Below are 14,335 nucleotides of genomic sequence, written 5' to 3'. Positions count from 1 at the left end.
CCTGCCCGCCGGTTCGGTGGAGCAGGTCGCGGCCAAGGTGATGCCCAGCGTGGTGCAGCTTCGGATCGACCTGGGGCGTGCAGGTGGCGAGGGGTCCGGCGTGGTTCTCAGTCCCGACGGCCTCATCCTGACCAACAACCATGTGGTTGCGGCAGCCGCCGACGGTGACGGGGCCACCCAGTCCACCTCGACCGGCTCCTCCGCGGTCAAGCGCACCGTGTTGTTCGCCGATGGGACTTCGGCGCCGTTCACCGTGGTGGGGACAGATCCCACCGGCGATCTTGCCGTGGTGCGCGCGCAGGGTGTCTCGGGGCTGACGCCGATCGCGATCGGTTCCTCCGCTGATGTCAAGGTCGGCCAGAACGTTGTTGCCATCGGGTCGCCACTGGGTCTGCAGGGCACGGTGACAACCGGAATCATCAGTGCGCTGGATCGCCCGGTGTCCGCGGGTGGCGGGCCGGACAGCCAGCTGTCGGTGCTCGATGCCATCCAGACCGATGCGGCGATCAACCCGGGTAACTCCGGTGGCGCCCTGGTGAACATGAACGGTGAACTGATCGGCGTGAATTCGGCGATCGCCACCATGGGTCGCGGTGAGTCCGACTCTCAGAGCGGATCGATCGGGCTGGGCTTTGCGATTCCCGTGGACCAGGCCAAGCGGGTCGCCGACGAGTTGATCTCCACCGGTAAGGCCACTCACGGCTCGTTGGGGGTCCAGTTGGGCAACAACAAGTCCGCCAATGGGGCGGCGGTTGCCGATGTGGTGGCAGGCGGCGCCGCGGCTGCGGCCGGATTGCCCAGTGGCTCAGTGATCACCAAGGTCGACAACCGTGTGATCGACGGTCCGGAGGCTCTGGTGGCGGCGGTGCGTTCCAAGGCTCCTGGCGACAAGGTGTCGCTGACCTACCTGGACGACTCGGGAAAGCCGCAGACCACCGAGGTCACCCTCGGCCAGGCGTGAGCTACTACACGGACGCAAACTTGACAGCTGTTGAGTAAACTCGGCAGACGATCCGAGCAAAGGAGCACGGGTCTTGGTCGCGAGAGGTTTACCCATGGTTGCACGGGGTGCACGGCGAATCGAGTTACCTTCCAGTCGGCCGGTTGTTGTCCGCGGGGCGGACGGCACCCGGCTGCACACGGAGGTCTTCGGCCCACCCGACGGCTATCCGATCGTGTTGGCGCACGGAATCACCTGCGCCATCAGCGTGTGGCACGAACAAATCAACGACCTGGCCCGGGACCACCGGGTGATCGCATTCGATCATCGGGGCCATGGTCGCAGTGGGATCCCGTCCCGCGGCCACTACAGCCTCGATCACCTGGCCTCCGACCTGGATGCCGTGCTGGAGGCCACCCTGGCGCCGGGCGAGCGTGCGGTCATCGCCGGCCACTCGATGGGCGGTATCGCCATCACGTCATGGTCGGAACGTTACCGGCACAAGGTTGCTGAGCGTGCCGATGCCGTGGCGTTGATCAACACCACAACGGGAGAGATCGTCCGGCAGGTGAAGTTCCTGTCGGTCGCCCCGCGGCTGGCCGGCGGTCGGGTGGCGGTCGGCAGCCGAATCGTGAAGGCCTTCGGCGGTGCTCCGGCGCTGCGCGCGGCAGCCATTCCGAGCCGGCGCTTTGTCGCGACGCTGGCGGTCGGCCACGATGCCGCCCCCGATATCGTCGACTTCGTCTACGAGCTCTACGCCTCGACACCGCCGGCCGGCCGCGCCGGTTGTGCACGCATGCTCATCGATTCGATGGAGAAGCGCCACATCCGGTTACACGGCCTGACGGTGCCCACTCTGGTCATCGGTAGTGAACGTGACCGGCTGTTGCCCATCGACTCGTCGCGCCGGATCGCCCGCGACGCCCCCAATCTCGCGGGACTGGTGGAGCTGCCCGGTGGGCACTGCGCCATCTTGGAGCGTCCCGCCGAGGTGAATGCGCAGCTGCGCGCGCTAGCGGAGAACGCTACCCGCGCAACATCATTGAGCGGCTGAGTGCTTATCGGCCTTGGCCGGTTTGTCGGCCTTGTCTGCTTTGCTCGGTCGCTTCGGTGTTGTTGAGGTGTCATCGGAGTCCCGGGTGGTGCGATCCGGCCGCTCGGCGGTATCTGCCTTGTCGGTATCACGGGTGACGGCCTGCCGCTTCGCGTTCCGGGCGGCGGCACGGGAATCTGTGTCTGTGTCCGACGTTTCCGCAGTGCCGGCCGGCGCCGACTTCTCGACGGGCTCATCGTTGACGGGTTCGTTCTTGGCAGGTTTGTCCTGCACGGGCTCTGCCTCGACTGCGCTGACGGTCTCGGCGAGCGGGGCGTCAGGCGCCGCCTGGGTGGTGGCCGTGGTGCCGATGCGCTCGACACCGCCGAGGTGCTCCTGGAGCCGCTGCCAACCTTCGGCAATGGCGCCCGGCAGCTGCTGCGCGGCGGTGAACCACACGTGGGGCGGCGCAAAGAGCTGCATCGGGGTGTAGACGCTCGGGTCCGACAGCGGATCGTTGTTCGTGTAGGACGCATTGACCAACACCGTGAGCAGCGGTTCCACCACGTCGGCGAACGCGTTGCCGAGGTCGCCGCCGAAGTCGCGAATGGGCCGCAACATCGGCAGGTCGTCGGTCTGATAGGTCACGTACACCGTGGTCACGCGGTCCGGCAGCGGCTTGTGGTCGACGATCTGGCCGTCGGTGCCGATGATGTAGTGCCCCGATGCCTCGGGATTGAGTGTTCCGTCGGCCCGGAGGATCTCCGTCGGGATCGGCAGCTTTTCCTGCTGCCGGTACCGGTAGCCGTAGGCGATGATCGCGTTCAGCAGGGCCGGCAGATTCGAGATATAGGTCGGTGCGCTGGAATTCCAGGCGTACTGATATCCGACGTCGAGGATCTGGACACCTTCGAGATCGTTGGGCACCGGCACCGGGTTCACCCCGACAAATGCGAAGAACGGGTAGCGGGCCGCGTACCCCCCGTTGGGGCGGTCGACATTGTTGTCCAGGATCCACAGGGTCTCGGTGAGCCGTGGGTCATCGCGGTTGGTGAGTGCCAGCCACGTGATGGCCGCACTGGCGTTGCCGGCGCCGCGGCCGGAGCTCACCACCACATCGGGCTTACCGTCGGTTTGGGCCGCGCTGAGCGCCTTGAGGATGTTCTCCGGACCCTGCCAGAATTCCACCAGCCGGAATGGGGCGATGGCCGTCGGGCCATAGGTGGCGTTCCAGTCGATTCCGTAGAACCGGTCGATCCCGTCGGCGTTCCAGTTGGTTGCACTGCCCGGGGTCACCGTTGCCGTCAGTTCAACACTGTCCCGTGACACGACCTGCGGGACGGTGGTGGTGAATGCCACTGCGGCCGCTGTCATCAGCGCCGCGCCCCCGACGACGGCGGGTGCCACCGCACGTTTCAACTGACCCCTGCTCATGCTGCTTCCTCCCCGGCGAACCTTCTGCCTCGGCGGCAACGGAGTTTGCCGAGCCGAAGGTACAGTACGTGCCGCGCCGATCGGTGCGCCAGCATTCAGCCAATCACATCGGTGACTTCAGCGGCCGCTCGTCGCCCGGAGCGGATGGCGCCCTCGAGGAAACCGGTCCATTCGTCGGCGGTCTCGGTGCCCGCCCAGAAGATCCGCCCCACCGGTGTGCGCAGCCCCGGGCCCACGGTGGTCCATGAGCCCGGCGGTACCGCGGCTGTGGGTCCGCCCGGCGAGAACGCCTCGTTTCCCCAGCTGAAGTCGATGTAGTCGATCGGATTGAGCGCGGCAGACCCGTAGAGCGCGGCCAAGCCACCAAGGACCCGTTCCCGGCGTTCTGCCGCAGGCAGGTCGTCGAACTCGCGGGCATCGACAAAACCGAGCAAGACACCGGGCCCGTCGGCTTCGTCGGGGCTCACATCGAAGGTGATGAACACCGGCCCGGTATCCGACATGGCCTGCCCGGATTTGTCGTCGAACCGCCAGAAGGGGCGGGCGTAGGCGGCGAAGGCCTTACTCAGTGCGCCCTGTGGCCACGCCCGGGCCAGCCGGTCGGGACCGGTGGGCAGGGCAGGCGAGAACGTGATGGCGCCGCGGTGCTGTGGTGGTATCGCCATCACCACGGCACGGGCGGCCACCGTGCCCGCCGCCGAGACCACGGTCACGCCGTCGGGTGAGTGCTCGATGGCGTCCACGGCCGCCGACAGCACCACCCGATCACCCAGGGCGCGTGCCATTTCGAGCGCCAGCTCCTGGGTGCCGCCGGGGAAGTGGTCTTGCTGGGCGCCGTCGACGACATCGAGCATGCGGTCCAGCCCGCCGGCCGCGCTGACGTAGCGCACGGCGTGCAGCATCGACACGTCGTCGGGCTCGCATCCCCAGGTGACCCGGGACATGATCGCCAGCAGGTCCCGGGTTGTTGCCGTCGCCCGCACCGAGTGCAGCCAGTCGGCCAGCGATTGGTCGTCGAGCTCACCGGCCCGTGGTGCTGTCCACGGTCGGGATACCGGGACGGTGCGGGCGATGCGCAGAAACTGCCATCGGATGCGGGCCACGTCGAGCAGGCCGACAAGCGACAGCGAGGGGACGGTCCCGGAGTACGAACGCACCCGGCCGCGCCAGTTGATCAGATTGACACCCCGGTGATACGTCGGTGTTGTCGGGCAGCCGAGTTCCGCGGCCAGCGAGAGCAGCGCATCCTGGGTGGGGCCGACAAATGCCGCGCCCAGGTCGACGGGCACGCCGGCCACCGATCCGGTGAACGTGCGGCCGCCGACGCGGTCCCGGCCCTCGAGCACCAGCACCTCGTGTCCGGAAGCCGCCAGGACCCGCGCCGCGGTCAACCCGGCGAATCCTGCACCCACCACCACCACGTCGACGCGATCACGCACGGACACCAGTCAAGCGCATTAGGCTCCAGTCGTGAAGATCCAGACGGCGTTGTTCGGTGTAGACGATGCGATCAACCGGGCGCAGGCGCTCAAAGAAGCAGGCGCTACCGGGGTTTTCACATTCGAGGGTCCCAGCGATGTGTTTGCACCGTTGACATTGGCGTCCACGGTGGGCGGGCTGGACCTGATGACCAATGTGGCGATTGCGTTTCCGCGCAACCCGATCCACCTGGCACATCAAGCCAACGACCATCAGTTGCTGAGTCGGGGCCGCTTCACTCTCGGTCTGGGTACCCAGATCCGCACCCAGATCGAGAAGCGGTTCGGTGCCGACTTCGACAAGCCCGTGGCGCGGATGACCGAGCTCATCGCCGCACTGCGGGCGATCTTCGAGGCATGGAGCACCGGTTCCCGGTTGGATTTCCGGGGCACCTACTACCGACACACACTGATGACCCCCAACTTCAGCCCTGGCCCCAATCCTTATGGGCCGCCGCCGATTTACGTCGGCGCCCTGGGGCCCCGGCTGACCCGGGCGACCGCCGAGCACGCCGACGGGCTGCTGGTGATGCCGTTCGGTTCGGCGAAGTTCCTGCACGAGAACACCATGCCCGCGGTCCGTGCGGGACTGGCTGCCGCGGGGCGGGTTGCGGCTGACTTCGCAGTGGTGCCGGAGATCATCGTGTCGGCCGGCGAGGACCACACCGCGGTGCGCCGGCTGCTGGCTTTCTACGGTTCGACGCCGGCGTACCGGCCGGTGTTGGAGGTCCACGGCTGGGGTGATCTGCAGCCTGAACTCCATGCGCTGTCGAAACAGGGCCGTTGGCAGGAGATGGGCGCCCTGATCGACGACGAGATGCTACACACCATCGCGGCGTGTGGCACACCCGCCGAGATCGCCGAGCATGTTCGCAAACGTGTTGACGGCGTGGCTGATACAGCCTGCCTGTATCAGCCCGGCCCGATTCCGGTGGACGTGCTCGCCGAGATCGTCGACGAGCTCCGGTGACAGGGTCTAAGGCGCGACGGTCAGCCAGTCGGTGAAGCCCGACGGGTCGTGTCTGCCCAGCGCGCCATGCTCGAACAGTCCCCAGCCCTCACATTCGGTGGCGCCGTCGCGACATACCGCACGACCCACATGGTCGATCACGCCGAATCCGGAGCGGCTGACGATCGCGGGGTCGGTCATGTCGTAAGTGCGCCGCTCGGTGAAGTTCTCACCTTTCCAGACCCCGTGGATCCAGTCGGTGTCACCGCCGTAGCCGCCGCCGACGTGAATCGGCACCGGTAGTTTGGATTCCACCTCGAATCGCACGGGGGACCCGTCGAGGCCGGTGGCGTCGATGGTGGCTCCGGTGGGGATCCGCGTCCCCGAGTGGTAGTGGATCTTCACCCGCGGCCAGCCGAGTTGCTCGACGCGGCCGTCTTTCCAGATGCGGGTGCAGTCGTTGAGTGAGCGGAATCCGCTGGGATCCTCCTGGATGATCAGCACGATGGCGAAGTCGTCGAACGCCATCGGCACATACAGCCACCACATACCCTCGAACGGCGGGTCCGCCGGCCGCCCCGCGGGTTCGGCTTCGCCGATCGGGCGAATTCCCCACGATCGGTCCCTGGTGCCGATCCAGCGCTCCGGATCCACGGTGATCTCGTCACCGTCGATGACCACATGTCCGCTCCATGCGCCGAGCTGAGCGAACCGTTGTGCATCGAGGGTGACCCGGGTGCCCGATCGCAGGATATGGCGCTGCTCTTGCACCACCTCGAACAAGCCATCCCAGGTGAGATCGGCTGCGATGCCGTCGGTTTCGTCCAGAACGATGCGCAGCTTCTGCAAGGGCTCGTTGACTTCGACGCGGTAGTTGCCGACATGCGGGTTGAGCCGATCGGAGTCGATGGCATCGGACAGATGCACCGCGGTCTGGGTGTCGCCGCGCCGTGCCAAGAAAAATGCGTCTTTGACGCCCAGATTGGGGTAGTAACCGATCCCGGTGATCAGGAAGATGTCGCCGGTGCGGTCGTGAGCGTTGAAATAGGAACGGTCGTAGAAGTTGCGATCACTGGATCCGGGCCAGGCAATCGGCTGCGGGATTTGATGGACCGGGAATTCGTCGAGTGGACCGAGCATCAGTTGGATTCTCCGATCAGCCTTTTCAGCAGTGAGGCGTGATAGAACAGCGATTCGACATCTTCGGGCTTTTCGATCTCCCCGAAATGCACCCGCCGGGCGCCGGTGCGCATGAACACGCAGGCCCAGACCACCGCGGAGTAGGTGTAGAACCACAACAGGTCGCCGAGTTCGACCCCGGTCAGCTCGCGGTAGGTGGCGCGTACGGTGTCCTCGCGCAATACCTCTGGCATTCCGGGAAGTGAAGCCAGTCCACACAGTTCCTGAAAAACCAGGTGCGCAAATATCATCCAGGCGACGTCGAGTTCTCGTGGGCCCACGGTGGCCATTTCCCAGTCCAACACCGCCACCGGCCGGAAGTCCCGGTAGAGCACGTTGCCGACTCTGGAGTCGCCCCACACCAGCACGGGTTCGCCCGCTGCCACGTCCTCGGGGAAGTTGTCCTCGAGCCAACGCAGCGCCCGCTCCACCAGGGGTGACCGGCCGATGTCGGGCACCGAGAACTCGTACCACTGCTGGAGCCAGCCGAGTTGGCGGCGTAGGGCGGTGTCGCCAGGTGGGTGGTGTTGGGTCAGGAATCCGAAGGTGTTGGTGGCATCAGGAATTGAATGCAGCTTGGCGAGGATCTCGACGGTGGCGTCCTGGAGCGTGCGCTGCTCATCGGGGGTGGCATCGAAGAACCAGTTTCCGCCGAACGTGTACGGCATGACATCGGGCGGCACGCTGCCCTCGACATGGTCCATCAAGAAAAATGGTGTGCCCAGCACCGAGCCGGTGTTCTCCAGCCAGCGCACGTTGGGGACCGGGATGTCGGTGAGTTCGCCGGCCAGTCGCATCACCTCGAACTGGTGGTCCAGGCGGTACGCGGAGAACACCGGGATATCGGCGGGGGTGGGGGCGACGCGGGCGACCCAGCGCTGTTCCACCTGGTTGCCGTCCTGTTCCCAGCGGCCGGTGAGCACGATGGTCTCCGAAGACATTCCGTTGGAGTCGATTCCGCTCTCGACCGTGACATCCGGGGTGACGCCTCCCGGCATGACGGACGACAGCCACTCGGAGAGCACTTTCGGCAGGGCGGTGACATCCCGGCTGGAGCGTTGTAGTCGGCCGACGTCTTCGACAGCCGGTTCTGTGGCCATAAGTGATCCTCCGCGAAACTATTACGATACGGTGGGTAGCGATATGAAAGCAGACATCCACGCCGAAGACAAGCCTCCGGGCGCCGGACGACCCCGCGATCCGCGCATTGACGCTGCCATACTCGCTGCCGCCGCGGACCTGCTTGTCGAAATCGGTTATGCCAACATCACGATGGCGGCCATCGCCGACCGTGCCGGCACCACCAAAACGGCGCTGTACCGGCGTTGGTCGAGCAAGGCCGAGATCGTCCACGAGGCGGCGTTTCCGGCGGCGCCGACGGCCCTGCAGATGCCGGCGGGGGATATCGCCGCGGACATCGAGGCGATGATCGCGGGTGCGCGGGACGTTTTTGTCAGCCCCGTGGTTCGTGCCGCCCTGCCCGGCCTGGTCGCCGACATGGCTGCCGATGCCGAACTCAACAGTCGGGTGATGGCCCGATTCGGTGACGTGTTCGGGGTGATCCGGGCGCGGCTGGCCGACGCCGTCGATCGTGGGGAGGTGCACGACGACATCGATCCGGACCGCCTGGTCGAGGTGATCGGTGGCACCACGCTGATGAGGCTGTTGTTGAGCCCCGGCGGGGAACTCGATGACACCTGGGTGGCGCAGACCAGCGCGATTGTGGTGCACGGAGTGAAGAAGTAGCGATGCAGCCTCGCCAATTAGACTGACGTGCTTGTGGCCTACATACTGCAACTCGATTCGTCTGCCGATCTGCACACGTCGGCGTCCCGACAACTGACCGCCGAGTTCGCGCAGCGCTGGGCCTCATCCGGCGCGGGGCGCGAGATCCGCCGACGTGACCTGCACACCGATCCGCTGCCGCATCTGCCGACCAATACCTTGCATTTCAGTGCGGCACTGCGACCTGCAGGCGGTGCCGAGCCCGCACCCGAGGCTGTTGAACTCCAGGAAGAACTGCTCGGCGAGCTCGCCGGCGCCGCCGCCGTGGTGATCGGCGCACCCATGTACAACTACTCGTTGCCGTCGACCCTCAAGGCATGGGTCGACTACGTCCACGTTTACGGGCGCACCTCACCGCCGGAGGAGGGGATTGCCCCGCTACGCGACAAACCGGTGGCAGTGGTCTCGGCTCGTGCCACACCGACCGGCGCCGACCCGCAGGCCGACTTTGTTCTCGGGCCGTTCTTTGCCATCCTCGGCGGCTTCATGAGCATGGCCGTCGAGGGTTTTGTGGTGCACACCGAACCTCCGGCCCAACCGGGTGATTTCCACCGCCCCGTGGATCTGGTTCGTGCAGAGTTGCTGAAGTGTGCTGACAGCTGGGGCTGATCCACACCGAACCGAGGGCGGACCCATGAAGACGATCAACCCGTGACCGGCCACCGAGTGGTGGAGGCGGGCATTGCCGAATTGCGCACCGCCCTGGAAGCTGGAGCCCTGACAAGCGAGGGCCTGGTACAGGCGTACCTGGCGCGCATCGAGGCCTACGATCGACGCGGGCCCGTGCTCAACGCCGTGGTGGTGCTCAATCCGCAGGCCGTCGAGGAAGCCCGGGAGTCGGATCGCCGGCGCACGCGCGGTGAGACGTTGGGCCCGCTCGACGGTATTCCCTACACGGCCAAGGACAGCTTTCTGGCCCGCGGACTGACCGCCGCGGCGGGGTCACACGCCTTCGAACACCTCGTCGCCCAGGGCGATGCATTTGCCGTGCAACAACTTCGGTCTGCCGGCGCGATCCTGATCGGCTTGACCAACATGCCCCCGATGGCCAACGGGGGCATGCAGCGCGGTCTGTACGGTCGCGCGGAGAGTCCGTACAACGGTGCCTATCTGACCTCGGCGTTCGGTTCCGGCTCCTCGAACGGCTCGGGAACCGCCACCGCGGCCAGCTTCGCGGCGTTCGGCCTGGGCGAAGAAACCTGGTCGAGTGGGCGGGCACCGGCCACCAACAATGCGCTGTGTGCGTACACCCCGTCTCGTGGGGTGATCTCGGTGCGGGGCAACTGGCCCCTGGTCCCCACCATGGACGTGGTGGTGCCCCATGCCCGGACCATGGCCGACCTGCTGGAGATTCTCGACGTGGTGGTCGCCGACGACCCCGATACCCGCGGCGACCTGTGGCGCGCCCAGCCGTGGATCAGCCTTCCCGCCGCATCCGCGGTGCGCCCCCGATCCTATCCCGAACTACGCCCGAGTGACGCCGACGGTGCCCGTAAAGTGCTGGCAGGGAAGCGCTTCGGGGTACCCGCCATGTACATCAACGCCGACCCGGAGGCCGGCACCGGCGACGGCCGGGGGATCGGCGGTGCCACGGGACAGCCGATCCACACCCGCGAGTCGATCATGGACCTCTACCGTGCCGCTGAGGACGATCTCCGCAGTGCCGGCGCCGAGGTGGTGCGGGTGGACTTCCCCGTCGTCACCAACTACGAGGGTGACCGACCCGGAGCGCCGACCGTTCGCACGCGGGGCCTGGTCAGCCCGGACTTCCTCGCGCGCGAGATCTTGGATCTGTCCGCCTGGTCCTGGGACGACTTCCTGCGCGCCAACAACGACCCCAACCTGAGTCGTCTCGCCGATGTCGACGGCAGTCTGATCTGGGTGCACCCGGCCGGCGCCCTGCCGGACCGCGCCGAGGGATTCGACGACAACATCAACGACTATCCCGAATTCATCCAGGCCAATCCGATCGAGTCGTTCCTCGACATCCCGCATCTGGAGGACGGATTGCGCGGCCTCGAGGAGACCCGACGAATCGACCTCGAACAGTGGATGGACAACCTGAACCTGGACGCGGTGATCTTTCCGACGGTCGCCGACGTCGGAGCTGCGGACATGGACGTCAACCCTGAGTCCGCCGATCGCGGGTGGAGCAACGGTGTGTGGGTGGCCAACGGGAACCTGGTGCCACGGCATCTGGGCATCCCGACGGTGACCGTGCCGATGGGCACCATGGCCGATATCGGGATGCCGGTCGGGCTCACCTTCGCTGGTCGGGCCTACGATGACACAGCGTTACTCACTGTTGCCGCGGCGTTCGAGGCCACCGGGTCGCGCCGTACCGTTCCGCCCCGGACCCCGGAGTTGCCACGATGAGCCAGTACATGATGCCTGCCGAATGGACTCCGCAGGAACGGGTTTGGATGGCGTTTCCCGCATCCGGCTACACGCTGGGAGACGACGAGGCGGCACACCACGAGGCGCGCAGCACCTGGGCCGCCGTCGCACACGCGGTCGCCGAGTTCGCGCCGGTGACCATGGTGGTCGACCCGGCAGAGGCAGCCGTGGCCGCCAAGTACCTGTCCAGCGACATCACGACGGTCGAAGCGCCGCTCAACGACGCCTGGATGCGCGATATCGGCCCGACCTTCGTGCATGACCAGGACGGCTCGGTGGCGGCGGTGAACTGGGTGTTCAACGGCTGGGGTGCCCAAGACTGGGCCCAGTGGGATCGCGACGAGAAGATCGGTGCGCTGGTGGCCGATCGGGCGGGAACTCCCACCGTCAACTCGGCACTGGTGAACGAAGGCGGCGGTATCCACGTCGACGGCGAGGGCACCGTGCTGGTCACCGAAACCGTGCAACTCGATCCCGGGCGCAACCCCGGACTCACCAGGGCCGACGTCGAAGCGGAACTGGCCCGGACTCTCGGCGCCACTCACACGGTGTGGCTGCCTCGCGGCCTGACCCGGGACTCACAACAATTCGGGACCCGCGGACACGTGGACATCGTCGCCGTGATCACCTCGCCCGGCAAGCTTCTGGTGCACACCCAACGCGATCCGTCACACCCGGATCACGCTGTCTCGGCCGAGATTTTGGCGGCGCTGCGGGACAGCCACGATGCGGCCGGCCGAACCTGGGAGATCACGGAACTGCCCGCCCCCACGACTCTCACCGATGCCGACGGCTTTGTCGACTACAGCTACGTCAACCATCTTGTGGTCAACGGCGGCGTGATCGCGTGCAGTTTCGGGGACACCAATGATGCTTCAGCGGCGGCGATCCTGGCCGAACACTATCCCGGCCGGCAGGTTGTGTCCGTCGATGCACGGCCGCTCTTCGAGCGCGGCGGCGGCATTCACTGCATCACTCAACAGCAGCCGGTACCGCTCACCTGACAAACAGCGCGGAGTCGCCGGCCAGGTCGAGCAGCGGTTGCGGCAGCGCGCCAAGGGCAAATGTCACCGCGGCGGCGACGGTGATCGCCGCCAGGCTCGACGAACTGGGAGTGACGACCTCGGGTGCATCCTCGGGTGGTTCGGTGAAGAACATCAGCACGATCACCCGGACGTAGAAGTAGGCGGCGATGGCGCTGGCGATGACACCCACGATAACCAGGGGGATGGCACCACCCTCGGCCGCGGCCTTGAACACCGCAAACTTGCTGACGAACCCGCTGGTCAGCGGTATGCCGGCAAAGGCCAGCAGGAATAGTGAAAAGACCACCCCCACCAAGGGATAACGGCGTCCGAGCCCAGCCCACTGTGCCAGGGAGGTGGCTTCTTCGCCGTCGCGGGTGCGTACGAATCCGACCACCGCAAACGCGCCGAGCGTGGAGAAACCATAGGCGAACAGATAGAACAGCGTCCCGGATAGACCGTTGTCGTTGAGCGCGATGACACCGGTGAGGATGAACCCGGCATGCGCGACCGCCGAATAGGCGAGCATGCGTTTCACATCGGTCTGGGTGACGGCGGTGACGGTTCCCACCACCATCGTCAGGATCGCCACGCCCCACATCATCGGCCGCCAGTCGTCGCGGAGCTCCGGCAGTGCCACGTAGAAGATTCGCAGCATTGCGCCGAACGCAGCGATCTTGGTGGCGGCGGCCATGAATGCCGTGACCGGGGTGGGGGCGCCCTGGTAGACGTCGGGAATCCACGAATGGAACGGCGCCGCACCTACTTTGAACAGCAACCCGACTGTCAGCAGACCGACACCGATCAACACCATCGTCGAACTGCCAGATTCCCCGGTGGCGATGGCATCGGCGATTCCGGACAGGGTGAGAGTTCCGCTGTAGCCGTACATCAGCGCCACCCCGTACAGGAAGAACGCCGACGAAAAGGCGCCGAGGAGAAAGTATTTCAGGGCTGCTTCCTGTGACAGCAGGCGTTGCCGGCGGGCCAGCCCGCACATCAGGTACAGCGGCAGCGACAGGACTTCGAGCGCAATGAACAATGTCAGCAGATCGTCGGCGGCCGGGAAGAGCATCATCCCGCCGACGGCAAACATCATCAGCGGGAACACCTCGGTCTGCACGATCCCGACCCTGGCTGCGGTCTTCTCCGCCACACTGCCCGCGATCGCCGAAGCATGCGGAGTGAACGCATCCAAACCGGTGGCCGCACTGCCGGACTCGTGTGCCGCCGGGATCCGGCGCTCAGCGATCAGCAACACCCCGAGCACGCTGATCAGCAGGGTGGTTGCCTGCAGGAACAACGCCGCGGGATCAATGGCAACGGCTCCCATCACGGAGAGTTGTCCCACGGACCCGTGGAGATCGTGGATCAGGAGGACGACGGCGACAAACGCGGCCGTCAACCCGCCGAGGGCGAGCGTCACCTGCGTTCGGTACCGCAGCGATCGGGGCAGGAAGGCTTCGACCATCACTCCGGCCACGGCAACCCCGAACACGATGAGCATCGGCAGGATCAGGGAGTACTCGACGTTGGGCGCGTTCATCGCACGGGTCCTTCCGCGACACGGGGAGCGGGGTCGTGTTGGTCGATGGTGGTCAGGGTGTGTCCGACTGCGGGATCGATGATGTCGAGGGCGGGTTTGGGATAGATGCCCAGGAGCAGCAGTAGCGCGATCAGCGGGGCGACGACAGCGATTTCACGGGGTATCAGGTCTTTGAGGGTTTTGTGACCGTCGGTGACGGGACCGGTCATCATGCGTTGGTAGAGCCACAGAATGTAGACCGCGGAGAGCACCAGGGCGGTGGCGGCGATGACAGCCAACAGCGGGTACCGGGTGAAGGTGCCGATCAGGACCAGGAACTCGCTGATGAACGGCGCCAGGCCGGGAAGCGACAGGGTGGCCAGACCCGCCACCAGGAAGGTGCCGGCCAGCACCGGGGCCACCTTCTGGATACCGCCGTACTCATCGATGAGGCGGGTTCCGGTGCGGGAGACCAGAAATCCGGCGATGAGGAACAGTGCGGCGGTGGAGATGCCGTGGTTGACCATGTAGAGGGTGGAGCCGGTTTGGCCTTGGCTGGTCATGACGAAGATGCCGAGGATGATGAAGCC

Annotated in this window: 13 protein-coding genes; 7 read left to right on the top strand and 6 right to left on the bottom strand. The window is 66.1% G+C overall.

Going from position 1 to position 14,335, the window contains the following annotated elements; translation table 11 throughout:
* On the top strand, positions 1-961 hold a 961-nt coding region (locus WBB07_RS05115; protein ID WP_526305381.1), incomplete at its 5' end, for a S1C family serine protease.
* A gap of 94 nt (positions 962-1,055) precedes the next feature.
* Positions 1,056-1,994, top strand: a complete 939-nt coding sequence (locus tag WBB07_RS05110; protein WP_526305379.1) for an alpha/beta fold hydrolase — start codon at positions 1,056-1,058, stop codon at positions 1,992-1,994.
* Here WBB07_RS05110 and WBB07_RS05105 read toward each other — a convergent pair.
* A complete protein-coding gene (locus WBB07_RS05105) occupies positions 1,980-3,407 on the bottom strand; it encodes a PE-PPE domain-containing protein (RefSeq protein ID WP_526305378.1) in 1,428 nt (475 codons plus the stop codon). The genes WBB07_RS05110 and WBB07_RS05105 overlap by 15 nt on opposite strands.
* 95 nt (positions 3,408-3,502) lie before the next feature.
* The gene (locus WBB07_RS05100; RefSeq protein ID WP_526305376.1) at positions 3,503-4,852 is read right to left on the bottom strand and encodes a flavin monoamine oxidase family protein; all 1,350 of its coding nucleotides are present in this window, start codon (positions 4,850-4,852) and stop codon (positions 3,503-3,505) included.
* Positions 4,853-4,877: 25 nt separating this feature from the next.
* Between WBB07_RS05100 and WBB07_RS05095 the strand changes: the two genes are divergently transcribed.
* A complete protein-coding gene (locus tag WBB07_RS05095) occupies positions 4,878-5,855 on the top strand; it encodes a TIGR03617 family F420-dependent LLM class oxidoreductase (RefSeq protein WP_526305374.1) in 978 nt (325 codons plus the stop codon).
* A 6-nt stretch (positions 5,856-5,861) separates the two neighbouring features.
* Here the strand turns inward: WBB07_RS05095 and WBB07_RS05090 are convergent, their stop codons facing one another.
* Positions 5,862-6,983, bottom strand: a complete 1,122-nt coding sequence (locus tag WBB07_RS05090) for an Rv3169 family protein (RefSeq protein ID WP_526305385.1) — start codon at positions 6,981-6,983, stop codon at positions 5,862-5,864.
* Positions 6,974-8,113 (bottom strand): phosphotransferase family protein, encoded by a 1,140-nt coding sequence (locus WBB07_RS05085; protein WP_526305372.1) that lies wholly within the window; start codon positions 8,111-8,113, stop codon positions 6,974-6,976. The genes WBB07_RS05090 and WBB07_RS05085 overlap by 10 nt, the downstream gene beginning before the upstream one ends.
* A gap of 43 nt (positions 8,114-8,156) precedes the next feature.
* Between WBB07_RS05085 and WBB07_RS05080 the strand changes: the two genes are divergently transcribed.
* Genes WBB07_RS05080 through WBB07_RS05065 form a run of 4 tightly spaced genes read left to right on the top strand, consistent with a single transcriptional unit; the run spans position 8,157 to position 12,199 of the window.
* Positions 8,157-8,759 carry a TetR/AcrR family transcriptional regulator C-terminal ligand-binding domain-containing protein gene (locus WBB07_RS05080; protein ID WP_526305370.1) on the top strand — a complete coding sequence of 201 codons (603 nt, stop codon included), beginning with the start codon at positions 8,157-8,159 and terminating at the stop codon, positions 8,757-8,759.
* Positions 8,760-8,792: 33 nt separating this feature from the next.
* Positions 8,793-9,407 (top strand): NAD(P)H-dependent oxidoreductase, encoded by a 615-nt coding sequence (locus WBB07_RS05075; RefSeq protein ID WP_526305368.1) that lies wholly within the window; start codon positions 8,793-8,795, stop codon positions 9,405-9,407.
* A gap of 57 nt (positions 9,408-9,464) precedes the next feature.
* Positions 9,465-11,174: an amidase gene (locus tag WBB07_RS05070; RefSeq protein WP_526305383.1), complete on the top strand. Its 1,710-nt coding sequence runs from the start codon at positions 9,465-9,467 to the stop codon at positions 11,172-11,174.
* A complete protein-coding gene (locus WBB07_RS05065) occupies positions 11,171-12,199 on the top strand; it encodes an agmatine deiminase family protein (protein ID WP_526305366.1) in 1,029 nt (342 codons plus the stop codon). Before WBB07_RS05070 ends, WBB07_RS05065 begins: the two co-directional genes overlap by 4 nt.
* Here WBB07_RS05065 and nuoN read toward each other — a convergent pair.
* Positions 12,192-13,766: an NADH-quinone oxidoreductase subunit NuoN gene (gene nuoN, locus WBB07_RS05060; protein WP_526305364.1), complete on the bottom strand. Its 1,575-nt coding sequence runs from the start codon at positions 13,764-13,766 to the stop codon at positions 12,192-12,194. The genes WBB07_RS05065 and nuoN overlap by 8 nt on opposite strands.
* On the bottom strand, positions 13,763-14,335 hold a 573-nt coding region (locus WBB07_RS05055; RefSeq protein ID WP_526305362.1), incomplete at its 5' end, for a complex I subunit 4 family protein. The genes WBB07_RS05055 and nuoN, both read right to left, overlap by 4 nt.

Source organism: Mycobacterium sp., assembly GCF_049647605.1.
Taxonomy (GTDB): domain Bacteria; phylum Actinomycetota; class Actinomycetes; order Mycobacteriales; family Mycobacteriaceae; genus Mycobacterium.
Note: the sequence above shows the minus strand (reverse complement) of the source record. Positions and strands in the feature narration are given on the sequence as shown.

Coding starts and splice junctions, on each gene's coding strand:
- WBB07_RS05110 (WP_526305379.1), top strand. CDS start 1,056: ATGGTTGCACGGGGTGCACGGCGAATCGAGTTACCTTCCAGTCGGCCG.
- WBB07_RS05105 (WP_526305378.1), bottom strand. CDS start 3,407: ATGAGCAGGGGTCAGTTGAAACGTGCGGTGGCACCCGCCGTCGTCGGG.
- WBB07_RS05085 (WP_526305372.1), bottom strand. CDS start 8,113: ATGGCCACAGAACCGGCTGTCGAAGACGTCGGCCGACTACAACGCTCC.
- WBB07_RS05080 (WP_526305370.1), top strand. CDS start 8,157: ATGAAAGCAGACATCCACGCCGAAGACAAGCCTCCGGGCGCCGGACGA.
- WBB07_RS05065 (WP_526305366.1), top strand. CDS start 11,171: ATGAGCCAGTACATGATGCCTGCCGAATGGACTCCGCAGGAACGGGTT.
- nuoN (WP_526305364.1), bottom strand. CDS start 13,766: ATGAACGCGCCCAACGTCGAGTACTCCCTGATCCTGCCGATGCTCATC.